General features: G+C 70.4%; 18 protein-coding genes. 8 read left to right on the forward strand and 10 right to left on the reverse strand.

Annotated elements, in window-relative coordinates:
- Window position 1: 1 nt before the first annotated feature.
- Together MUB56_RS19910 and MUB56_RS19915 are read right to left on the reverse strand one after the other, a co-directional pair.
- Entirely contained in the window at window positions 2–823 is an 822-nt protein-coding gene (locus MUB56_RS19910; RefSeq protein ID WP_244928747.1) for a hypothetical protein, read from the reverse strand.
- Complete coding sequence (locus MUB56_RS19915; RefSeq protein ID WP_244928748.1) at window positions 823–4,002, reverse strand: AAA family ATPase; 3,180 nt, start codon at window positions 4,000–4,002, stop codon at window positions 823–825. Before MUB56_RS19915 ends, MUB56_RS19910 begins: the two co-directional genes overlap by 1 nt.
- Before the next feature lie 304 nt (window positions 4,003–4,306).
- Here MUB56_RS19915 and MUB56_RS19920 point away from each other — a divergent pair, with 304 nt between their 5' ends.
- Genes MUB56_RS19920 through MUB56_RS19930 form a run of 3 tightly spaced genes read left to right on the forward strand, consistent with a single transcriptional unit; the run spans window position 4,307 to window position 5,745 of the window.
- The gene (locus tag MUB56_RS19920) at window positions 4,307–4,660 is read left to right on the forward strand and encodes a hypothetical protein (protein ID WP_244928749.1); all 354 of its coding nucleotides are present in this window, start codon (window positions 4,307–4,309) and stop codon (window positions 4,658–4,660) included.
- A gap of 9 nt (window positions 4,661–4,669) precedes the next feature.
- Window positions 4,670–5,071, forward strand: coding sequence for a hypothetical protein (locus MUB56_RS19925; protein ID WP_244928750.1), 402 nt, complete (start codon window positions 4,670–4,672; stop codon window positions 5,069–5,071).
- Entirely contained in the window at window positions 5,068–5,745 is a 678-nt protein-coding gene (locus tag MUB56_RS19930; RefSeq protein WP_244928751.1) for a VTT domain-containing protein, read from the forward strand. Before MUB56_RS19925 ends, MUB56_RS19930 begins: the two co-directional genes overlap by 4 nt.
- Window position 5,746: 1 nt before the next feature.
- On the opposite strand, the gene MUB56_RS19935 is transcribed toward MUB56_RS19930, so the two are convergent.
- Genes MUB56_RS19935 through grpE form a run of 7 tightly spaced genes read right to left on the reverse strand, consistent with a single transcriptional unit; the run spans window position 5,747 to window position 16,037 of the window.
- Window positions 5,747–5,953: a hypothetical protein gene (locus MUB56_RS19935; RefSeq protein ID WP_244928752.1), complete on the reverse strand. Its 207-nt coding sequence runs from the start codon at window positions 5,951–5,953 to the stop codon at window positions 5,747–5,749.
- Window positions 5,950–7,596 carry a hypothetical protein gene (locus tag MUB56_RS19940; RefSeq protein WP_244928753.1) on the reverse strand — a complete coding sequence of 549 codons (1,647 nt, stop codon included), beginning with the start codon at window positions 7,594–7,596 and terminating at the stop codon, window positions 5,950–5,952. The genes MUB56_RS19935 and MUB56_RS19940 overlap by 4 nt, the downstream gene beginning before the upstream one ends.
- A gap of 4 nt (window positions 7,597–7,600) precedes the next feature.
- Window positions 7,601–10,015 (reverse strand): hypothetical protein, encoded by a 2,415-nt coding sequence (locus tag MUB56_RS19945; RefSeq protein ID WP_244928754.1) that lies wholly within the window; start codon window positions 10,013–10,015, stop codon window positions 7,601–7,603.
- A 2-nt stretch (window positions 10,016–10,017) separates the two neighbouring features.
- Window positions 10,018–11,214: a hypothetical protein gene (locus tag MUB56_RS19950; RefSeq protein WP_244928755.1), complete on the reverse strand. Its 1,197-nt coding sequence runs from the start codon at window positions 11,212–11,214 to the stop codon at window positions 10,018–10,020.
- A gap of 2 nt (window positions 11,215–11,216) precedes the next feature.
- Window positions 11,217–13,925: a hypothetical protein gene (locus MUB56_RS19955; RefSeq protein WP_244928756.1), complete on the reverse strand. Its 2,709-nt coding sequence runs from the start codon at window positions 13,923–13,925 to the stop codon at window positions 11,217–11,219.
- Between the two features lie 10 nt (window positions 13,926–13,935).
- The gene (locus MUB56_RS19960; RefSeq protein WP_244928757.1) at window positions 13,936–15,519 is read right to left on the reverse strand and encodes an Hsp70 family protein; all 1,584 of its coding nucleotides are present in this window, start codon (window positions 15,517–15,519) and stop codon (window positions 13,936–13,938) included.
- Window positions 15,520–15,569: 50 nt separating this feature from the next.
- Window positions 15,570–16,037 (reverse strand): nucleotide exchange factor GrpE, encoded by a 468-nt coding sequence (gene grpE / locus MUB56_RS19965; protein WP_244928758.1) that lies wholly within the window; start codon window positions 16,035–16,037, stop codon window positions 15,570–15,572.
- 627 nt (window positions 16,038–16,664) lie between these two features.
- On the opposite strand from grpE, the gene MUB56_RS19970 reads away from it, so the two are divergent.
- From MUB56_RS19970 to MUB56_RS19980, 3 genes are all read left to right on the forward strand, one after another.
- A complete protein-coding gene (locus MUB56_RS19970; RefSeq protein ID WP_244928759.1) occupies window positions 16,665–17,909 on the forward strand; it encodes a TraM recognition domain-containing protein in 1,245 nt (414 codons plus the stop codon).
- Window positions 17,910–18,176: 267 nt separating this feature from the next.
- The gene (locus tag MUB56_RS19975) at window positions 18,177–18,548 is read left to right on the forward strand and encodes a metalloregulator ArsR/SmtB family transcription factor (protein ID WP_244928760.1); all 372 of its coding nucleotides are present in this window, start codon (window positions 18,177–18,179) and stop codon (window positions 18,546–18,548) included.
- Window positions 18,545–19,072 carry an SRPBCC family protein gene (locus MUB56_RS19980; RefSeq protein WP_244928761.1) on the forward strand — a complete coding sequence of 176 codons (528 nt, stop codon included), beginning with the start codon at window positions 18,545–18,547 and terminating at the stop codon, window positions 19,070–19,072. The genes MUB56_RS19975 and MUB56_RS19980 overlap by 4 nt, the downstream gene beginning before the upstream one ends.
- 18 nt (window positions 19,073–19,090) lie before the next feature.
- On the opposite strand, the gene MUB56_RS19985 is transcribed toward MUB56_RS19980, so the two are convergent.
- The gene (locus MUB56_RS19985) at window positions 19,091–19,918 is read right to left on the reverse strand and encodes a helix-turn-helix transcriptional regulator (RefSeq protein WP_244928762.1); all 828 of its coding nucleotides are present in this window, start codon (window positions 19,916–19,918) and stop codon (window positions 19,091–19,093) included.
- A gap of 66 nt (window positions 19,919–19,984) precedes the next feature.
- On the opposite strand from MUB56_RS19985, the gene MUB56_RS19990 reads away from it, so the two are divergent.
- A complete protein-coding gene (locus MUB56_RS19990) occupies window positions 19,985–20,575 on the forward strand; it encodes a dihydrofolate reductase family protein (protein WP_244928763.1) in 591 nt (196 codons plus the stop codon).
- A gap of 100 nt (window positions 20,576–20,675) precedes the next feature.
- Window positions 20,676–22,193: an FAD-dependent oxidoreductase gene (locus MUB56_RS19995; RefSeq protein WP_244928764.1), complete on the forward strand. Its 1,518-nt coding sequence runs from the start codon at window positions 20,676–20,678 to the stop codon at window positions 22,191–22,193.
- Window positions 22,194–22,199 lie beyond the last annotated feature (6 nt).

Raw genomic sequence — 22,199 nt, forward strand, 5'->3', positions numbered from 1 at the left:
GTCAGCTCCCTTGACTGTGGGTCTGGGGAATCTCGGGCGGCACGAGGTCGTCGAGCACCAGTCGGCGGCGACCCTCTGCGTCGAAGCGCTCGGGGTCGGTCATCACCCGTCGTCGCATCCGGATCAGCGCTGCGTCGAGCACCCGCACCACCCAGTCGCCGCTGTCGAAGCCAGGATCCGACGCGGCCGCGCGGGCCAGGTCCTCGAACGCGGCGACGAACGCGGGCTCGGCCGTCTGCGGCCGCTCCCCTGCTCCCAGCAGGACCGCGAGCAGGTCGACACAGTGCGAGGCGTCGTACGCCGTGCGGACGAGGCGGTGAGCGAAGTGCTCGGCCAGCGCCGGCTTCTCGGCCGCGAGCTCGGCCATCGGACCCGGCTCGCCGATCAGGACCACAGCCGTGTCGTGCCAGTTCGGTCCTGCCAGTTCGGCGACGAGGGCCTCGACAGGAGATGCCCCGAATCCGTCGGACGTGCCGCCCATCCGGGGTGCGTCCTGGACCAGGAGAGTGCCTCCCCCGGCCGAGCTCATCGTCGCTCGCGCCACTTCGCCGGCCTTTCCGACGTACGTCGGCCGCCACGTCACCGCAGACACCTCGACCCCTCCCCTGCGGGGCACCAGGCCCTCGGCAGCGAACACGGGACCCAGGTGGCGGGCCAGCGTCGAGCGGCCCGAGCCCGGAGGCCCGATGATCTGTACCCGCGGCGCGGACCCCTGGGAGCGTGCCTGTTCGATCACCTCGCGCAGGGCCTCGACGAGGCGAGGCCCGTCGACCATGCCCGCCACTGCCTCCCACGCCGAGGGCGCGTCCAGTGTCGTGTCCATCACAGGTCCCCTTCCCGGTAGCCCAGGCTTCGCAGCAGGTCGAGTGCCCGCTCGGATCGGACGGCGACCTTCACGTTGCGACCGCGACCACCGCGGACCACGCCGACGACGCCGCCCTGGTCGATCTCGAACAGGGGGCCTCCGCTGAAGCCCTCCTCGATCGCGCCGTCGGTCTCGAAGTGGGCGCCGTCCTGTTCCTGGTTGCGCGCCACCTGTGCGGTGATGACGCGCGGCTCCTCGCCGTGACCGACCTGGGCGTTGCCGACCACGATCAGTTCCTGGAGCGGACGCAGGTCGGTGCTCGTCGCGAGCGCGAGGGGCTGGAGCGGCGGCACCGCATCATCACGCAGCACCCGCAGCAGGGCGAGGTCGTTCACCTCGTCGTGCGCCACCACCTGCGACGGCGCAGATCCGCGGCCCGGCCCGAGGAACACCTGGATCGCGACGCTGTCGTGCACCACGTGCCAGCTGGTCAACACGATGTCGTCGTGGGTGACCATGAAGCCCGTCCCCGTGCCCGTGGCGGTGGGTGTCTCGACGTCGACCAGGACGACGGCATCGGCGACCCGACGGGCCACGACGTCACGCAGGTGACCCGATGCCGAGCCGGCTCGCGGCAGCACCGGTGCGTGCGGGATGAAGCTGTCGAGCCGGATCGGGATCCGCGGCGCCAGTGAGGGCTCGGCCGCGAGGTCGACAGCGACTGTCACTTCCCGGACCGGCTGCTCAGTCGGGCGCACCAGACCCAAGTCCTCGACCAGCAGGTGGCGGCGCCCCGGTGCGTCGTACGCCACCGGGTCTGCGGCCACGCGCCGTCGGAGCTGGCTGATGGCACCACCCACGATGTTCTCGACCCACCCGGCGCTGCCGAAGTTGGGGTTCTGCTGCGCCTCGAGCACGAGCTCCTCGAGCGCCGAGTAGAAGAGTGGCTCCGCCGTGTGCGGTCGATCCCCGGCACCGACCATGAATCGCGCCTTCTCCACGCACTCCGCCGGAGTCAACGCCTCGAAGGGAATCACCGACGGCACCCGACGTGCGAGTCCCGGCTCGGCCTGGATGAGCTGGTCGATCTCGCCCGGGTAGCCGGCCAGGATGAGTACCGTGTCCCGGTTGTCGGGGTGAGTGAGCTCGGCGGCCACGGCGCTCAGGGCATCGCGGGCGAAAGTGCCCTCACCGCGCGGGATCAGGGCGTGCGCCTCATCGATGAAGAGCACACCACCTCGGGCATCGACGAACATCTTGCGGACCCGCGGCGCGGTCTGGCCGACGTACGGCGCCATCAGGTCCGCGCCCTTGACCTCGACGACTTGCTTGCGGTCGAGCAGGCCGGCGCCGTACAACATCTGACCCATCAGCCGGGCCACGGTCGTCTTTCCGGTGCCGGGAGGCCCGACGAAGCGGTAGCGGGGCGCGCCCGGAATGTCCTCGTCCTCGAGCTCGATGTAGAGCAGGTTCGCGACGACGTCCGCGACCGCGTCCTTCACCGAGGACAACCCGATCATCTGGTCGAGGGCAGCGCGCGCCTGGGCCAGCTCCTCGGGACGGCGCCTGACGCGCGGCGGCATGTCTCGCGACGTCACCACGTCCGGGTCCGCGTCGGGTCGCGCGTCACGAATGTCGAGGATCTCGCCGACGAGGTTCCCCACGCCGCCGGCGTTGCCGAACCCGCTGCGCTGGGAACGCGAGACCAGGACCCGGCGAAGCGTGGCTTCGGTGCCTGGTTCGACGCGCAATCCCTGCTTGCGCAACTGGCGGGAAAGGATCTCCCACAGCTCGTCACGGTTGTAGTCATGGAACTCGATTCGCCCATCCACCGGGAACCGTCGTTCCAGGCCTTCGTCGGTCGCCAGCAGGTCCGCCATGCCCGGGGCATAGCCGGCGAGAATGATGACCATGTTGTGCCGGTTGTCCCAGGCGAGCGGGACCAGCGCCTGGAGCGCTTCTTGGACATGGCTGTTGGACTGATCGGCGAACTGGTGGGCCTCGTCGATGAAGAGCACACCGTTGCGCGCCTCCGCGATCTTGGCGACCATCCGCTCCCGACTGGCGCCCTGGAACTGCGAGACGATGTCGTTCGCCGTCGTCTCGACGACCCAATCGGTCGACAGCAGGCCGAGGGCATGGAACAAGCGGGCGACGATCTTGGCCGCGGTCGTCTTGCCGGTGCCCGCGCCACCTCTGAAGATCATGTGCATCGTTCGCAGGTCGTCCGGCTTCCCGGCACCGACCCGCTCACGCAGCTTGACCGCGCCGTCGCGCTTGTCGCGCAGCTTGGCCTTCAGGTCCTCCAGCCCGACCATCTGGTCGAGTTCGCCGAGGACGGTGGCGATGGCTTCCTCGTCGATGTCCGGCAGGTCGAGAACGCCGGCCGGATCGATCCGGCCCCGCGCCTGGTAGGTCCGCGACGCGGCACCGAGCGACTCGCGCAGTGAGCCGTGGTGGGCGAGGGCGTCGGAGACGGCGGAGACGTTCTCCAGCCCGATGCGGTGACGCGCGTCCAGCCGCACCAGCGCCTCGCCGATCTCGCCGGCGCTCGGCCCGCCGACGGGCCACCACGCCACTCCGGCGACGCCGTTCAGCAGCGGGGCGAGCGCTCGATCGCGGTCGAGGTGGACGACGAGCGCTTCGTTGGGGTTGATCCGGGTCAGCCAGCGTCGCTTGAGGCAGTTGATCACCTGCAACCGCATGCCGTCCTGCCCGAGCGCCTGCAGCTCTTCCAGTTGGCCGGCGAGATCATCTACGACGACCAGCATCCGCCCGTGTCCCTGAGCCTCCAGCGCGGCGGCCACCTGCTCCATGCGGTTGAGCAGGCCCCTGCCGCTCCCGAGCCCGTCGGCCACGCCGTCGGCAGCCTGGTCGGCTGCCTCGCGGGCCTCCTCCTCCTGCTCTGGAGTGAGCGGCGTCTGTTCGGCCGCGCCCGTACGGCGCGTCGGCCTGCGGCTGGCGAAGCGCGGGCCTCGCGGGTTCCGGCGCAGGTCGAACGCCTGGCGGGCGGCCTCCTGATCGGCGTTCCCGCCGAAGTCGAGGTCGCCGGTGTTGGTCAGCCGCACGATGAGCGGGGCGGAGTCGCCGTCGGCCCACTCCTGGCCGGCCCACAACTCGACGGACCGCGGCACGACCACGCAACCGTGGAACATGTCATGGAAGACGACATCGATGATGCCTTCGCCGTGAAGCATGCAGTGTCGGGGCATGCTTGGTGAGCCCGGATCTTGGCGATGCAGGAAGCGGTGTGCAGTCGAAACCAAGGCTGCGCGTCCCCCTTCGATTCCTCAAGTGCCTGAACTGTAGGGGCTTCGGACGCCGCCTGACCCGGGATTCAGGCACCCCGTGACGAACTGTCACGCCGGGCAAGGGCGCCCCGTTCAGCCACCTCTCGGCGGCCCGTGACGGTTCGACGATTCAGGGGTCCGACCACCCCCGTGCGTGCCTAGACTGCGCACGCACCCACCGGAGGCGGTGGCCGAGAGATCCGAGGTGGTCATGTCGACCTGGTGGGCCAAGGGCTACGAGCACACCCGCGACGTCGCGCGCGTCGGCGCGATCACCGTCCATGTGGCCTACGTGGCCCTCAACCCAGCAGCCACGCCCGTGATCCAGCAGTACGTCAGCCAGGATCCAGTCACGGGCGCTTCGTACTCGCGCCAGATCGATCAGGACCGGCAGAAGGACTGGGCGGAGTACCAGAGCATCCGTACCCAGCAGGAGTACGCCGACCTCGGCAAGCGCCCGTTGCCCAATCCGGTGCCCGCCCGCGTCGAGCCCAAGCCCGAACCCAAGCAGGAGGCCAAGCCCTCCCCGAGCCGTGACCGGTCGCATTCCCGGAACGGCCGCTGACGAGCGGAGATGACCATGTCCCCCTGGGATCAACTGTGCGCCACCCTTGACCGTGCCCATGGCGTCGACCGGATCGGCCCGCAGACCCTGCGCGTGGTCCACGAGGTCACCCCGGGACGCCTCCAGGAGGTCTACCTGGCTCACGTCCGCGACAACGACGACCAGTCCTGGGCCCAGGCCGACGCACCGATCGCCCAGCTCTCGCAGATCGACCTGCACCGGGCCCTCCGGGCCGTCGAGAAGGCCGTCTGCGGCGGGCTGTGCCACCTCAGCATCGGCGGCATCGCTCACGTGAGCGTGCGCCAGGCCATCCTGCTCCCCGCGACCGGGGAGGTCCCGCTGTCCAGCGTGGCCCCCGTCCTCCGTCTGCTGACAGCCACCGCCGTGGGGCTGGCGGACGAACTGCGGTGAACGACCTGTGGGCGCAGTACCTCGACCTGCTGCAGGCTCTCACCAGCCCGGTCGATGACGCTGCCGACTGGTTCCGCCAGTTCGGCCCGGGCGAACGGATGGCGATCGCCGGTGTCGCGGCCGCCCTGGAGACGAGTCTGCTGATCGGCATCCTGGTGCCGGGCGACCTGGTCCTGCTCCTGGCCGGTACGGCGGTGGCGAGCCCCGGCGAGGGCGTCGGCCTCGCGGTGGCCGTGTCCGTCGGGGCTGTGGTCGGCGACCTGGGCGGCTACGCGCTGGGCCGCTGGCTCGGCCCGCGGTGGCGGGCACGACGCCTATCCAAGGGCCGGCACGGCAGGGTCGAGAACGCCCTGGATTACCTCGAGCACCGCGGTGGACCGGCGATCCTGCTCGCCCGCTTCCTCCCGTTCCTGCGCTCGATCATGCCGTTCGCGGTGGGACTGAGCGGTCGGTCACCGTCGGCCTTCCTCGTCTGGGCGGTGCCGGCGGCGGTGCTGTGGTCAGCCCTCTACGTCCCCATCTATGCCCTGGCCGGAGCACCGCTGCGGGACGGATCCGCAGCGGGCACGGTGAGCCTGGCGTTCAGCGCCGTCGGCCTGGTCGTGTTCGCCGGCTGCACCCTTGCCCAGCGCCGGGTCCAGCGGCGCCTTCGCGGCGCCTCGCCGGCTGCCTGACTCAGCTCTCCCAGGGGAACGGCACGGCACTCGACACGGCGTACTGCACGTCGAGCGTCCAGTTCGACGCGTCGGTGAACAGCCGCTCGGCTGTGTCTCCCTGCGCCCAGGTGATTGCCACGATCGCCAGTGCTGTGACGATGGCCAGGTGGATCCCGGTCCAGATGTTGCGATATATCCAGTAGATGATCGGGATGTCGTGCCTCATGCCGACTCCTCCCCGACGCTCACGGGCGCCGGCAGTAGCTCCATCCGGGCACCTGACTTGCGCAGAACCCAGTCGATGACGCGCAGCGGATGGAGCGGGTCGAGAGCCTCCCGGCGACGGAAGGAGTCGACGGCGAAGAACTCCACCGACTTGAAGTCCAGGTCCATGCGCCGCACGAAGTTGGCACCGCCGTGAGCTTCGATCCACGCCCGCACCGAGGCACCGTCCCCAGGCACCAGAGCTGTCGCGCCGGGCAGCTGCTGGACGACGTCCACCTTGGTTACGGCTACGGCGAGGTGCTTGCGACCCACCCGCAGCCCCTGGTCACGCATCCGGTCGACGACCGTCCCGTACGCCGTCTCCGGATCCCCGGACGCCACCGGAATGTGCCCGAGTCCCGCGGCACGCAGCAGGTCCAGGGCCTGCGGGAACGCGAACGGGTCCAGCACCAGGACGACCACGTCGGAGGTGTCGAAGTAGTTCAGGCCCCGGGCTCGTTCATGCTCGGCGAAGAGCTCGCCCGCCGCGTCGACGATCAGCAGTTCGACGTCGCGATCGTTCAGCCCCAGGAGGAAGGGAACGCCCTCGGGGTGGGTCCAGTCGGTCTTCACCACCCCTCGCCCGGCACCGACGACCCCCCGCGCTGCGGTGAGGAAGTCCTGGGCGGCCGGATTGAGTGCCTCCAGACGGCCGCCGAGCGAGCGCGCCCGCTCGTCGGCCGCGACGACGCCTGCGGTGAGCAGCTGGGTCTTGCCAGCGCCGACGGAACCGACCACCGGGATGGCCACGACCTTGCGGGCGCCGCTGCCCGCGTGGGCTTCCGCGTCACAGTAGGGGCACACGGCGATCAGGACCCGCGCGGCCGCCCGCACCGTGGTGGGCATGCTCGTCCCGCACGAGCACCGTCGGTTCACGATGCCCAGCGCGCCGGGCGAGACGTCGCGATGGATCTGCTCGCAGGCCCCGTTCGGGCACCGGTAGCTCGGCGTCTGCGACACGCGATGGCAGCTGGTGCAGTTGAACGTCGCGTCGATGCGCTTGCGGGCCAGCTTGTCGAACCATCGGTAGCAGGACGTTCCGACCAACTGTACGAGTGCCACGGTCCGGCCCAGCACCACCATCACCGCCGCCCACGCCAGGGTCGACACCCAGGCGCCGATCCAGAAGCCGGCGTACGGCACGGCGAAGAGCACCAGGCAGATGATCAGGCCGTAGAGGTCGTCGAATAGGTCGTCGAGGAGCTCGAAGGTCCGCACCTGCACCGTTCGAAGGACCGCACGGTTCTGCGCGACGACGGCCCTGAGGTCGCGCCGGGACTGGTACGGGACGTAGAGCGGCCAGGCCGAGTCCCAACCGAAGTTGCGGGCAGCGCCCCGAGTGCGGGCGCCGAGCACATTGCCCGCCACCACGGCCTCTGGCGACGCCACTTCAGGACGGGTGGCCGCCCGGTTGCGGAGCACTCGCGGCGGCTGCACGACCCCGTTGAGGATGCCGCCGAGGACACCGACCGCGAACAGGATCACCCACACGACGAGCAGCCAGGCGAGGACCTTCGCGATCGCCGCCACGGCGATCCAGACCACCAAGAACACCGCGGTCACGGCAGCGCCCACCATCAGGAGGAAGAACAAGATCTCGTCCATGGGATCAGCCGTCCTGTCGTCGATCGAAGATGGAGCGTTCACCGCGGGTCCCCGAACCACGGCCCTTCTTGGCGCGCGCCAGGCCGGCATCGACGGCAAAGGCCTCGAGGGCGACGCGGAGCAGCTGGGCCTGTTTGGCTTCCTGGACGAGGGCCGGATGTGCCTCGTGGAGCCAGACGAGAGTAGAGTGCGCGGTCGCCCGCATGATGTCGTTCTTGGAGTTCAGCAACCGGAGGGACAGCTCAACCGCGTTGAGGCGGTACTCCGTGCCGACCCAGCGGAGCAGGCCGGTCTCGATGGCCGCGCGCGCCCAGGGACCGAGTCGCTCGGCGAGCACTTCGGCAGCCCCCCGGTCCTTGGCCTCGACCAGGAGCCGTCCCATCGGCATCAGGACCAATGGCGCCAGTCGCGAGATGTGGGGGAAGCACGCCGCGATGCCACGGTTCGAACGCAGTCTCAGGTCCATGAGCGCCGCGTTCATCGCCTTGCTCAGCGGACCGATCTCCGCCGCGAGATCCCACAGCACCGGGTCGGGAGGCGTGTCGCCGTAGTAGTCGACCTTGTGGATGGTCGGCAACAACAGGTGCCAGTCGCCTGCCAGTCCCTCGATGTCGCCGTCGGGGTCGGCCCGGAGGATGGTCAGCGTCCGCTCCCGGATCCTGTCCCCCATCGCCGGGGGCAGTCCGTGCCAGGCCACCCAGGCACCCCAGATCGCCGCGTCGCGGTCGAGCGTCGTGCCGGACAGGGCAAGCGTCCACGATTCGGGCGGAAGCGGCTCGGACCGGGCGATCACTTCCTGCTTCCGCTCACGTGGGGTGCGCCCGATCCTGGCGGCTTGGACCCAGTCGCGCACGGGTACGCCGGGCGGCAGCTCGGCGAGGTGGTCCCAGGTCCCCTGCAGGAAGGCGATTCCGGTCGGCCGGTCCCCCGAGAGGAGCCGCTGGACCAGCATCGCAGCGACGAGTGTGACGACGCGGTCGCCACCCGCCCAGCGTTGCCAGCGTCCGACACCGAGGGCGGGTTCAGCGAGCCAGACGTTGGCCACCCGACGCGCAGCCGCGTCGAGATCCGCCACCGGGAGCTGGAGGCCGAGCGCCCGAGCCGCTGAGAGCAGGTCGGGCAGCGCCCGGTCCGGTGCGCCGGCGATCACGGTCGCCAGACTCTGCGAAGCGGCCGACTGCTCGTCACGATCGGTCCACTGGAGCGCGAGGTCGAGCTGGCCGAGCTCGGCGGCCCACCCTTCGCAGAGGTGCGGTGTCGCCGCGAGTGCCTCAAGCCCCGGAGTGAGCAGGGCACAGGCGAACTCCCCCATGCCCGCGTCGTGGGCACTGCGCACGGCCGTCGCGTGCTCCTGGAACTCCGCAGCGGTGCGCGGCCGGTAGGACGCCGCTGCCTCGACGATCTCCTCGCTGTGGAGATCGAGCTGCTCGGCCTCTCCGTTCGCGATGAGCCCGCCCACGAGACCGATCGCGGCGGCCCACTCCGACTGCCCGTCGGAGCGCGACGTCGGGAACAGCAGCACCCGCGCCGCCTCCGCGGCTCGCGCCTCGCCCAGCGCCGGAGCCCAGCGACGCGCCGTACCGCTTGCCGCCAGGGTGTCCTCGATGCCCAGCTCGACGAGCCAGCGGGCCTGCTGCTGGGCCGAGACGCTCGGCTCGAGCTTCGGCTGTGTCCGGCCGGCCAGGTCGAGCACGTTGGCGCCTGCGAACGCCGTCGATCCGCGGAATGCCGGGCTCACTCCCACCACGTCAGCCTCCTGGCGCCATGGGTCCGCCACCAGCGCCCGGAACTGCAGGGCCATCGCCCGGTCCTCGTCCAGGAACAGCGTGCCGACGGCGATCCAGCGCATCACGACATCGATGTCGTCGTGAAGCAGGATCAGACGGGTCGGTTCGGTGGCCGCGGCCTGCTCCACCATCGTCAGGAAGCTCGCCAGGGCCGTCGTCGCCCACGGGTCGTCGAGGAGCATCGCGCCGAGCGCGTCCACCTCGAAGTCCTCACGAATGGTCAGTGGGGTGAGCCACGGCTCCACCGACGTTCCCTGCGCCTTCGCCAGGGTCCACTCCTCAGCGGCGAACAACTGGGCCGGCCGATAGGGCACGAAGTCGCCGGCGTCCGACGAGATCGCGATCTCGGTGAGTTGGTTGCCCGGGCGGCCGTTGTGGGTCGTCCCGGTCGAGATGCCTCGGGACAGGTACCGCCGTCCGTCACGCATCACGTAGGCGCAGGTCGGCGGGTGGCTCAGTTCGTCGTGGTCGACGGCCCAGCCGGGCTGGACCTGGTGCAACAACACACCCCGGATGGCCGCCAGATCTGAACCCGTGGTCCCCGCGGAGACGGCCTGGAAGTTGAAGCCGTCGTGGCCGTCCACTGCCTCGTCAGCGCGGACATCGGTGTAGATCGCCCTGTCGAATGCCACGGTCAGTCCACCGCCTGGACGATGCCGCGCTCGGCAAGCAGCCAGAGCACCGGCTCGGCGACCCGGTGGGGCAGGAAGCCCCGGTCCCCGGCTCGCCTCGCCGCGTAGTCGGGCTCGGAACCCAGCGCCGAGGCGCCGAAGAGCCGGAAGGACTCGTAGTTGGCGTCGAGCTTGCGGAGCAGTCCACTGCCGCCCCACTGGTCGATCATCAGGGCCACGTGGTCGTGCACCGTCTGCAGTTCTGCCCGGCTCACCGCCGGCGCGGTCGAGGACGGCTGCCGCAGGGGGTGCTCGGCGGGAATCTGGTCGAAGAATGCATCGATCTTGGTGATCACGACCGCCAGCGGCTGCTTGATCTTCCGGGACTGCTTCACACCGTGCGCGGCCCGCAGCAGGTAGGTGATCGCGTCAAGGACGCTCTCCGGCGTGCCGGTCTCGGGCAACTCCACCCGCCGTTCCTCCGCGCGGCGCAGGTTCTCCGGGAAGGTGAAGGGGTCGAGCAGGAGCACCATGCCCGACGAAGCCGCGAGGTAGGCCCGGCTCAGGACGGCGTCCTGGGTCGACACGTCCTCGCCGGCGTTGTCATAGAACGAGAGCACGGTCGCCCGGTCACGACTGATCCGTGCAACCGTCCGCGGCTCCCGCCACTCGTAGACCGCCGGCGTCTGCTTGGCGTCGCGACCGATCCCGACCGCGGCCGTCTGATCCGGGAGCGAACCACCGGTGGACAGGGCCCGTGCCCAGGTCTCGAAGCTGTCGACCAACTTCGACTGGCCGACCGTGCTGACGCTCCCCCGGAATCGCGCCGCCACCGGACCCTCCAGCTCGCGGTGCAGCGCGCTGAGCAGCACCGTCTTGCCGGAGCCACGGACGCCGACGAGACCGAAGAGCGGCGAGTCGGGCCCGAAGCCGTGCGGGAGCTCATGGTGACATTCCGGGCAGACCCGGAAGTTCTGGGTCGAACCGCAGGTGCCGCACTCCACACTGTTGCGCCCCAGCAGGTCACTGCCGTCGGGTGCGGTGATCACCGGCAACCGCGGCTGGCCGTCCGTGAAGTGGTCCTGACGCCGCGCGTCGACGGCGGGCTCGCAGGTGTCCTTGCCGGCGGCCTTCATCCCGCTGCACCGGTAGGCCAGTTTGGACACGTTGATGCGCGTGTAGCAGTACGGGCACGGGACCTTGGAATCGAAGAGGGCCATGGTCATCCTCGCATCTGGCTGGTGGGCGGGTCGTCGAGTCGAACCGCACTGTCGGACTCGGGGAAGAGGCGCACCCAGTAGGGCGAACTCACCTTCCCGAGGGGGAACTCCCAGGTCGTCGTGCCCTCGCTCAGGTCGAGGACGGAGCGTTCGACCTGGCGGCCGTCCTGGACCGAACCGGGCATGATCGAGCTCTCCTTGAGGATCGCTAGAACCGGCAGGGCGCCGCGGTAGTCGTCGGACTCGGCGATGACCGTCACTGTCGCCCGTCCCCCGAGGAGCGCCCGCTTGAGCTGGACCTTGTAACGCACCCGGCTGGTCACCGCGGAGTAGGTGACCGGAACCGGTGTGGAGAGCCATTCCTGGTCGCCGGCCCGGACGACGGTCGCGACACCGATCTCGCTGACCTCCCGGGCGTTGGGGAGATTCACCCCGGACTTGTCGTTGTAGGTCGTCCGGGTCACCCGCTCGGTCTGCCGATGGCCGGACGCCCGCCAGGTGACCTCCATCAGATGGTCGCCCTTCGGCCAGCTCCACGACAGGCGCACCTCGTCACCGAAGAGCTCTGCTCGTGGCTCGCCGACCGAGGGCGCCGAACCCGCGATGCAGGTCGCCCCGAGCAACCCGCCGGCACCGTCGACGGTGACAGCGACCAGACGACGCAGGTCGGGAAGCGGAGCGAGCTCGCGGACGCTCCGGCCGCCCGTGTCGGACGCGGAGATGCCGGTCACCCGCTCGGCACCGGCCTCCTGCATCTCGTGGAACTCCCGGCGCAGACCCGTGGGAACGGTGGCGGTGACCGGGAACGCCCAGATCTCCACGGAATACCCGACGATCGTCGCCCAGCTAACGCGATGCGCGGCGCGACCGCCGCGCGGCAGGTTCTCCACGGCGAGGTCGCTGACCGCGGCCATGGCGCCACGCGGGGTGACGTCGACCTCCGCAGCAGCGGACTCCTCCCGACCGTCGGGCGTCACGTAGATCGCACGCGCTGCGAACCTGTATTTCGTGCCGGTGGTCAGCCCCGGCACCGACAGCTGGCCCGCGTTGGTGGGCGGGTAGGCCAAGGTGCTGCCGTCGGGAGCGATCCGGGTCACGACAACACCGGCAGCCTCGATGGGCGCAGTCCACGACAGCGCCGCCTCGGTCACCCCGGCGGACGCGACCAGTTCGGTCGGCGGCGGCAGCACGACCACCGCCGCGCCTGCGCCGTCGGAGTGGGACCTTCCGTCGCGACTGGCGAAGACCGTGTAGCGCGCCGTCCGACCGACGGCCGGCGCAGCATCGGTGAACACCTGCTGCTCGAGGTCCTGCGCCAGGAGCTCGCCGTCCTGCGGGTTGGCCGGGACCGTGTCACGAGTGCGCACGACGGAGTAGCGCACCGCGGCGTCGCCGTCCGCCGTCCAGCTGACGACGACCTGGAGGCCGTCGATGCGGAGCTGGACGTGGGCCGGCGCAGGGGGCGGCAGCTGCTCGAGGCGTCGGGCGAGCTCGCCGTCCTCGCGGTCGATGGTCAGCGCAGCGCGCAGGGCAGCCGCGGCGGCAGCGTGTTGGCGAGACCCGAGGGCACGCTCGCTCTCGGCGACCAACTGCTGCTTGCGTCGAACGGCGTCGGCCACCCGGGCCGCGATGCGCTCGCGTTCTTCCTGCTCCTCGGGGATTTCAGGGAGGGTTTCCAGCAGGCGTTGGGCCTCGCCGAGCGCACCTTCGGCGAGGCGTTCGGACACGTCGGAGAGTCGCTGCACGGCCGTCGAACCGACCAGCTTCCCGATCAGCCGCGCCGCGTCGGTGGCGTGGTAGCCGAGCTGGACCAGCTCGCGGTGGACCGCGGCGCGCGGCATGCCGCGACGCAGCAGGTTCTGGGTGGTGGTGACGGCCTGCGCCAGCATCACCTCGCGCAGTTGAGCCGTCGTACCGAAGTAGGACCTGAGCTCGGACAGCACCCGGTCCGCCAGGTGGCTCGCGTCGTCGTCACGACGCTGTGCTGCGAGCTGCGCCGGTTCGAACAGGGCCGGTGTGATCTCGGCGGGCGGAGTGCCGAGGGCGGCACGTCCGATGACCCTCACCTGCACGGGTCGAGCCTCCTGGCCCAGGGCCAGGATGTCGGCAACAGTGCGGAACGCCGCTGCGTCGAGGGCCTTGAGGATCGAGTCCGGCACCGCGACCCCCGGCAGGTCGAAGTCCGGATGGACCTCGAGACCCTGGTCAGCGACTGCCTTCGCGAGTGCGGCACCGGGGATCCCGCCGAGACCCTGGACGGCCGCGACCTCGCTGAGCTCGGCCGGTGTGATCACCTTGAGGGGGAACTCGAGCGCGAGGGTCGTCGCGAACGAACCGAGCTGCTCCTGCACCGCCCGGGCCCGCGCCCCGCCGAGGTCCTCCCAGAACAACGACGTTTCCAGGTCCACACCCAGGGCAGGCAGCTGCTCGATGAGGCGCTTGGCGAACCCGGCCACCTTGTTGGTCGACGGCTCGTTGTTGAGAGCGGCCTTCACCCGATTGAGGTGGGCCGCGATATCGCCGGCCAGCACGTCGTCGTCGACCGCGAGCAGGATGGCGAGGTCGATGCCGCCAACGATGGTCATCACCGTGGACATCTCGAGACCCGGAGCCTGGAGATCGCGCAACACCTGGCTGAGTTGGGCCGCTCGACCGCGATCCCTGCCCACCTGCTTGAGCGTCTCGCGATAGGCGGACTTGTCGAATGCCATCAGACCGGACTCATGAGCGGAGGGTGATCGCGTCGTGCTCCTCGGTGAACTTGTCCACCTGCTCCTGGTCGAGCTGTGCGACGAGCACCTCGAAGTCGATCCGACCGCCGTTGGTCGGGTCGAAGGCCTGCACTCGCGCCAAACCCTCGGACGTGACCTCGAGCGTGATCTCGATCGGCGCACCGGCGTCCATCGGCGGGAGGGGCAACTCCTGGGCCTTCAGCTCCCGGTTCTCGCCGGGCACCCGCGACTCACGCTCTCCGACCTGTTCGAAGAGCCGGACGCGGACGCTCGGCTGCTGGGCCACCCGGGTGCGCGCCGGCAGCGTCGGCGGTGTGGCGGGCAGGCTGTCGTTGGCGTGCACGAGAAACTCGATCATCGGCTCGTCGGTCTGGGAGTCGATGAGGTAGACGCCAAGACCGCGCGACAGCACGTTGCTGACGTTGAGACTCCGTGCGCCGCGGAGGTAGGGACGGGCCGGCGCGTCCGCCGGCACCTCTGCAGGCTCGTCGGCGTCCGTGGTCAGCACCTCTTCGAGGGCGGCCTGGCCGTAGATGGCGGCGCCCTTGGCGACGGCCAGGTCGAAGTCGGTGTCGACCGGGGTCCAGCCGAGCTGGTCACGCAGCGCCGCACCGATCATCGGCATCCGTGAGGACCCACCGACCAGGAGGACCTGGTCGATGGTCAGGCCGGGGCGCTTCTCCTGCGCCTTGGCGACCACCCGCTGGGAGATGTCGAGCGTCTGGGTGACGAGGTCCCGGGTCGCCTGTTCGAACTCGGCCCGGGTCACCACCACCTGCTCGTCCCACTGTCCCAGCCGGCACCGCACGGTCGTCTGTTCGCGACGGGTCAGCGCCTTCTTGGTCTCCTCCGCCGAGCCTCGCACCTCTGCCATGAACAGGTCGTTGTCGTGGGCGTCCTCCGCCGACGCGCCAGACTGTTCGGAGAACTTCCGGATGATCAGGTCGACCAGCGCCAGATCCCAGTCGGCGCCGCCGAGCAGGCGGTTGCCGTCGATGGCGATGACGTCAGCCTCGCCCGGGCCGATCTGCAGGACGGTCGTGTCGAAGGTGCCGCCGCCGAGGTCATAGATCAGGACCGTCTGCTGCTGCTCGCCCCGCACCGCCGACAGCGCGGCCGCGACCGGCTCGGTGACGATGCCGACGACCTCGAGGCCGGCGATCGCGCCGGCCTGTCGGGTCGCCTCACGCGCCTGGATCCCGAAGTACGCCGGGACGGTGATGACCACCTTGTCGACCTGGCTGCCGGTCGAGTTGTTCGCCGTACGCACCAGCTCGCCCAGGATGAGCGCCGAGATGCTCTCCGGGCCGTGGCTCCTGCCCTGGAACTCCAGCGGGTGCTCGGTGCCCATGTGCCGCTTCACCAGCGCACAGGCGTTGTCGGGGTCCGAGAGCAGCGTGCGCTTGGCCTCGGCGCCCACGACGACGTTGCGCTCGCCCTCGAAGTAGACGACCGAAGGAGTCGCCGGCTCGCCCTCGAAATTCGGGACGACCTCGGCCTGGCCGAGCTCGTTGATGCGCGCAAGCGCCGAGTAGGTGGTGCCCAGGTCGATGCCGTAGACGGTGTCGGACACGATGGAACTCCTCGTGGTCAGCCAGTGAGTGGGGCGGGAAAGTGCGTCGGTCAGGAGGCGTCAACCGGCTCGTGCCGGTGGATGACGACCTGTGCGGGCAGGAGAACCCGTTCCGCACCGGAGTAGGTGAAGCCCTGGCGCAGGACCCGGAAGATCGTGCGGTCGAGCTCGGGTTGATCGGTCGCCGCGACCTGGACGGCGTGGTGTCGGCTCGCGTCGAACATCTGGCCGGTGGCCGCGCCGATCGACTCGATGTCGAGCAGCCCCAGCGCGTCCTCGAGGGCCACCGCGAAGTAGGCGAGGTCGCGTTCGGCACTTTCGCCGGCTTCCTTAGCGCGGTCCGCGGCCTCGCCCGACTGCGCGTGGAGCGCCGCCATCCGCTGGATCACGGGCTTGAGCAGGGTGCGCACCTGGTCGGCCTGGAGCTCCTCGACCCGGGCGTGAAGGTGCCGGATCGTGTCCTCCTGGGCGGCGGAGCGCTCATGGAAGCGAGCGGTCTGCGCCACGATCGCGGCCACCGCTTCGATCAGCGGATCAGGCTGCGGGGCGACCGCTTCGGGTTCCGGCTCCGGGGCCGGTACTGGCGTCGGTGCTGGCGTCGTCGCCAGGGACTCTAACGGCTGCACAGCAACGGGCTGGAGGGGAACCAGGGGTTCATCCACGACCGGCGGCTCCTCCGGTCGTCCGGACGCGCCCTTTCCAAACATCCCGCTCCCCCATGTGTTCGGTTGGTACGTTTCGAGGCGCCAGCCTGACAGCGGCAAAGCGGGAGCGCCCACGGTTTCGCCATCATTTGACCAACTGTCACGAATCAGGTCGCTCGACCTTCCGAGGTAGCTAGATTTCGGCCCATGGGCTTGGGATGGCAGGTCACCCGCGGCGTCTTCGGCGCCACCAACGCGGCCAGTCGGAGCATGAACAGGGCCGGTCGGACCATGGCCAATCAGGCGGCGACCAACGCCGCGATGCGGCGGGCCAACCGCGGCTCGCGCGCGGTCAGCAGAGGTCTGATCGGGCCGTGGGACCAGGTGCCGGCCGGCGCGCAGGACTTCCTCGACTACTCCGGGGTCGCCCGACCCGCCGACATCTCGCCGCAGACCTGGGCGTTCCCGCTCGGCAGGTACGTCAAGCCCAAGACGTCCCTGATGTCCAGGTCCTTCCCCGCCGAGGGCGAGATCGGGATCACCCCGCGCACTGCCAACAAGCACACCGTTGTCTACGCCCCGAGCCAGATCGGCAAGTCCACCTCGATCATCGCGCCCTGGATCCATGCCGCGATGGGTCAGGGCTACTTCGTGGTGGCCCTGGATCTCAAGGGCAACGGCGACCTGCTCGACATGGTGCAGACCTACGCACGCGCAGCGGGCGACCTGCCCGACGTGGCCCTCACCAACTTCGACTACACCGACGCCCAGCGCTCGGCCACCTGGAACTGGATCAGCGATCTCAACGGCGAGGACGGCGCGATCACGACGGCGGCGACCGCGATCATCGGTGATGACCGTGAGGTCGACCCGAACCGCGAGTTCCGGCTGCGCGATCTCAAATGGCTCCAGGGTCTGCTGGAGTACGCCAGCACCAGCGATCACCCGTGGACCGTCGCTTCCCTCCTGCGCTTGCTCCATGATCAACCGCGGCTGGCGCAGTACGTCGGGAACGACGCACCGCAGCGGGCGCAAACCCGCCTACGCGACCTGATCAGCCTGTCCCCCGACGACTACCACACCCGGGTCCAGTTCCTCGTGACGTACCTCGAGGCGCTCAATACCCACGACTTCAACCGGGTCACCGGCCGGCGCGGGATCGACCTGAGCCGGGTGAGCGACGAGCCCGGGCTTCTCGTCGTGACCGCTCCCCTCGCGCACGGACGCTCGTCCACGGCGGTATCCGGGTTGTTCCTGTCCCAGTTCATCCGCCAGCAGATGCTCCAGTTCAACCGCTCGTCGCGGCCGGTGTTGCTCGTGCTCGATGAAGCGCCGCGGCTGGCGGACCGTCTCAACCTGGCTCAGCTCTTGACGACGTCGGCCAGCTCCGGCATGAGCATCCTGCTCGCGCTGCAGGAGGTCACTGACTTCGACGAGCAGCAGCGCGAAACGATCCTCGCCAACTGCGGTACCCACATCCTGATGGCCGGCGCGGGTCCGGAGACGACCGACTACTTCGGCCGACGGCTGGGCAATCGCACGGTGGCCCGCCAAACCCAGTCGATGAACCACAGCCGCCAGTCAGGCGCGACGTTCCAGACGGGTGTGCAGAACTCCGACGTGCCGGTGCTCGGGCGAACCGAGATGGCGAACCCGCCGGGCAGCGCCTACGCCGGCATCGTTCACTGCCGCGACCTGTCGGCGAAGCCGATCCTCGTCGATCTGGTGCGCGCAGACCTCAGCTGACTGAGCTCCGACCGAGGATGCCGATGCTGCAGTCGTCCCTGGTCGCGTCCCGATCCGGGTCTCGTAGTCCGACCTACATAAGTCTCCGGCGGTGAGTCTCCCTAGGCGTGCAGAGAGTGGACTCGAGCCACTTGTGTCAGTCCGACTACGTGCTGCCCACCGGGGCGCGTTGTCCGCCTCCTGGCGACTCATTGGTAAACCGAACGGTTGACGACCGACAGTTCGCGACCTACCCTCTATTCAACCCACCGGTTGAATAGGAACACGATGACCGATCAGCTCTCCCGCGTCTTCTCGGCGCTCGCCGACCCGACCCGCCGCGACATCGTCGCTCGCCTCGCCGTAGGCGACGCGACGGTCGGGGCGCTGGCCGAGCCGTACGACGTGAGCGTCCAGGCCGTGTCCAAGCACCTCAAGGTGCTGGAGGACGCCGGACTGGTCAGCCGCAGCAGAGAGGCGCAGCGCCGGCCGGTCCACCTGGAGGCGGAGGTGTTCGACCTGATGACGAAGTGGATCGAGCGCTACCGCCGACAGGCCGAGGAGCGGTTCAGCCGGCTCGACGCCGTGCTGGCCGAGATGGCCGAGATGGACGACGAGGACAGCACCCCCATCAGCACCCGAGAAGGGACCGCATCATGACCACCACCAGCGAGCAGCAGGACAGCAGCTCCCCCACCGCCGCGCAGCGCTACGACGAGGCGGCCATCGAGGCCGACACGACGGTGCCCGCCATCCACATCCGGCGCGACTTCCGGGCCACGCCGGCGCAGCTCTTCCGCGCCCACACCGACCCCGAGATCTTCGTCCGCTGGATGGGCCCGAGGGAGCTCGAGAACGAGATCGTCGAGTGGGACGCCCGCGACGGCGGGTCCTGGCGCTACACCGCCCGGCACGACGACTTCGAGGGCTCCTTCCGCGGCTGCTTCCACACCGTCCGCGAGGACCGCATCGTCCAGACCTTCACCTGGGAGGGCATGCCGGACGCCGTTTCGCTGGAGACGCTGACGTTCGAGGACCTGGGCGACGGCCGCACGCGGCTGCACGCGGTCTCGCTGTGCGACTCCTTGGAGGGTCGCGACCAGTGGCTGGCCAGCGGCATGGAGGTCGGCGTCAACGAGGGGTACGCCGAGCTCGACCGGCTGATCGCCGACCGCGAGCTGTAGCCGGACGCGCTGCCGCCGCTAGAACCCACCCAGTGCCGTCGACGGCGTCGGTCGACGCGCCGCGACGAGCTCACCGGGAGTCTCGCCGGCGTAGCGCCTGACGTCTCGCGCGAGGTGACTCTGGTCGGCGTAACCGTGCCGCACCGCGATCTCGGCCTGCGGCAGCACTCCCAGGTCCGCCGCGGCCCGCTCGAAGCGCACGACCCCCGCGACCTCCTTGGGCGTGAGTCCGATCTCCTCGCGGAAGGTCCGCGCCACGTGGCCGTGACTCCAACCCGTGGCGGTCACCAGGTCCGCGATCCGCGCCCGTCCGCCGCTCAGCCGGATCTGGTCCCACATCCAGGTCAGCCACGACGGTGGCTCACCCTGCGCGGCCGCGCGACGGAGCAGCAGGCTCTCGACGACCTCGAACCGCTCCTCCCAGCCGGTCGCCGCGTGGAGCCTGTCGCTCAGGGTGTCGCCCAGCTCGGTGACGACATCGCCCGCGTGGAGGACGGCGCGAGCCACCTCTCGACCGGGGACGCCCATGATCCGGCGAACGCCGAGGGGGGTCAGGTAGACCTGCACGCAGTCCTGGCCGCGAGCGAACCGCGTGTCGGCGCAGCCGGTGGACAGCCCGGCCGCGAAGGAGCGGTACTCGCGGCCGGCTCCCACCCCGTCGGCGAGCGCGTCGATCGCGAGGGCGTCGCCGAACGAGAGCACCAGGGGCACCACGGTGCCCGCGGGCTGACGGCGGCGAACCGCGCCGGTCGCCCGCTCGGACAGCCCGACCATGCCGGCGACCACGCCGTCGAGGGCCGGCGAGGCACGGTGCCGCGCGAGCTCGATGCGGTGCGGCTCCTCCACCCGACCCAGTGTCGCGGATCAATTTCCTTCAAGCCACCGGATCGTCGGTCCTGCACCATCGCGGACATGCGCAGACTGGTGGTCGTCGAGTTCCTGTCCGTGGACGGTGTCATGCAGGGCCTGGGCTCCCCCGAGGAGGACACCGACGGCGGGTTCACCCACGGCGGCTGGGGCGCGCCGTACGCCGACGCGATCCACGAGGCCGTCACCACAGACGGGCCGAATCTCACCACCGCCTACCTGTTCGGACGTCGTACCTACGAGAAGATGGCCGGCTTCTGGCCGCAGCAACCCGACGACAACCCCATGGCGCGGCGGCTGAACAGCACCCCCAAGTACGTCGCGTCCCGCACCCTCCGCGAAGTCGGCTGGCCGGGCACGCACCTGCTCGACGGGGAGCTCGAGGCGGCGGTCGGCGAGCTCAAGGCGAGCGGGGACGGCGACCTCGCGGTCCTGGGCAGCGGCAACCTCGTGGAGCAGCTCCTGCGGCGCGACCTGGTCGACGAGCTGCGACTCTTCCTGCACCCGCTGCTCCTGGGCACCGGCAAGCGCCTCTTCCGGGAACTGCCCGCTCCTCGCCCGCTCGCGCTCACCGCCTCGGGTACGACGAGCCGCGGCACGGTGGTGCTGAGCTACGAGGTGCTGCGGCCGGGCTGAGCGCGCGACGAGGGTCCCGATCAACGGAAGGAGGCGGGGCGGCCCACCCCCGGCCGTGGCACGGTGACGCTCCTTCCGGTGATCGACGAGGAGTGTTCCCGTGACCAGTGACCAGGCCTCAGCCGAGGAGCGGGCAACCGCCCCGGGAGTCACCGACGTGACGCCGGTGCCGCTCGCGCAGGTGTCCTCCTTCGACCACGAGGTCGACGTGCTCGTGGTGGGCGCCGGGTGCGCCGGGGCGGCAGCGGCGATGGAGGCGGCGGCGGCCGGGGCCGAGGTCGTCGTACTGGAGCGGGCCAGCGGTCCCGGCGGGTCGTCGGCGCAGTCGGGGGGCGAGCTCTACCTCGGCGGCGGCACCGCCGTGCAGCGGGCCTGCGGCTTCGAGGACGACGCCGACAACATGTTCGCCTACCTGCGCGCCGCGCTCGGGCCGCACGTCGACGAGGAGAAGCTCCGGCTCTACTGCGACGGCTCCGTGGAGCACTTCGAGTGGTTCCGGTCCTGCGGCGTGAACTTCCAGGAGTCGCTGTACGACGCCCCGACCTGGATGCCGTTCACCCAGGACGGGCTGATGTGGCTCGGTGAGAACGCCTGGCCCTACAACGAGCTCGCCCGCCCCGTGCCTCGCGGGCACCGCCCCGCGACCAAGGGCTGGGCGGGACACACCGTCATGGAGGCGCTGATGGGCGCCTGCCGGGAGGGCGGGGCGTCGGTCCACACCGACACCCGCGCCCGGTCGCTGGTGGTGGACGACGGGGGCCGCGTCGTCGGCGTCGTGGCCCGCCGGTTCGGGTCGCAGGTCACCTACCGCGCGCGGCGCGGGGTCGTGCTCACCACCGGCGGCTTCGTCGACAACGACGAGATGCTCACCGACCACGCCCCCGTCCTGCTGGGACACGGCAAGGTCAGCGACGGGCTCGACGACGGCTCGGGCATCCAGATGGCCGCCGCGCTCGGCGCAGCCACCCGCCGGATGGGCTTCGTCGAGGCGGCGTACACCGCGGTGCCCGCGATGGTGTGTCGCGGCATGCTGGTCAACGGGCTCGGGCAGCGGTTCATCAACGAGGACGTCTACCCCGGGCTGTTCAGCCACGCGGCGCTGCACCAGCCCGGTCCCTGCTGGGTGCTGCTCGACGAGCAGGGCCTGGAGTCGGTCCCCGACGGCGACGAGATGGGGGTGCGGCCGACGTACGCCGCCGAGACCCTGGAGGAGCTCGAGGAGGAGCTGGGTCTCCCGACCGGCTCGCTCGGCCGCACGGTGGCCGCCTACAACGAGCACGCCGCGACCGGCACGGACCCGCTGTTCCACAAGGACGCTCGGTGGCTGCGGGTGCTCGAGGGTCCCTGGGCCGCGGTCGATCCCCGGCTCGGATTCTTCGCCGAGGGCAGCACCGGGGGCGGCGGAACCGGCTTCCAGGGCTTCACCCTCGGCGGGCTCAGCACGACCGTCGACGGCGAGGTCCGCTCGGTGACCGGCTCCCTCGTGGCCGGCCTGTACGCCGCCGGCCGGGCCAGCTCGGGCATCCACGGGGAGGGTTACGTCTCCGGCACCTCGCTCGGCGACGGCACGTTCTTCGGGCGGCGGGCGGGCCGCGCAGCCGCGGCGGCGCGCGCCTGACGGGGC

The organism is Nocardioides sp. W7, assembly GCF_022919075.1.
Lineage (GTDB): Bacteria > Actinomycetota > Actinomycetes > Propionibacteriales > Nocardioidaceae > Nocardioides.

Coding starts and splice junctions, on each gene's coding strand:
- MUB56_RS19950 (WP_244928755.1), bottom strand. CDS start 11,214: ATGGCCCTCTTCGATTCCAAGGTCCCGTGCCCGTACTGCTACACGCGC.
- MUB56_RS19925 (WP_244928750.1), top strand. CDS start 4,670: ATGACCATGTCCCCCTGGGATCAACTGTGCGCCACCCTTGACCGTGCC.
- MUB56_RS19935 (WP_244928752.1), bottom strand. CDS start 5,953: ATGAGGCACGACATCCCGATCATCTACTGGATATATCGCAACATCTGG.
- MUB56_RS19970 (WP_244928759.1), top strand. CDS start 16,665: ATGTCCAGGTCCTTCCCCGCCGAGGGCGAGATCGGGATCACCCCGCGC.
- MUB56_RS19920 (WP_244928749.1), top strand. CDS start 4,307: ATGTCGACCTGGTGGGCCAAGGGCTACGAGCACACCCGCGACGTCGCG.
- MUB56_RS19955 (WP_244928756.1), bottom strand. CDS start 13,925: ATGGCATTCGACAAGTCCGCCTATCGCGAGACGCTCAAGCAGGTGGGC.
- MUB56_RS19915 (WP_244928748.1), bottom strand. CDS start 4,002: ATGCTTCACGGCGAAGGCATCATCGATGTCGTCTTCCATGACATGTTC.
- MUB56_RS19940 (WP_244928753.1), bottom strand. CDS start 7,596: ATGGACGAGATCTTGTTCTTCCTCCTGATGGTGGGCGCTGCCGTGACC.
- MUB56_RS19980 (WP_244928761.1), top strand. CDS start 18,545: ATGACCACCACCAGCGAGCAGCAGGACAGCAGCTCCCCCACCGCCGCG.
- MUB56_RS19910 (WP_244928747.1), bottom strand. CDS start 823: ATGGACACGACACTGGACGCGCCCTCGGCGTGGGAGGCAGTGGCGGGC.
- MUB56_RS19990 (WP_244928763.1), top strand. CDS start 19,985: ATGCGCAGACTGGTGGTCGTCGAGTTCCTGTCCGTGGACGGTGTCATG.
- MUB56_RS19975 (WP_244928760.1), top strand. CDS start 18,177: ATGACCGATCAGCTCTCCCGCGTCTTCTCGGCGCTCGCCGACCCGACC.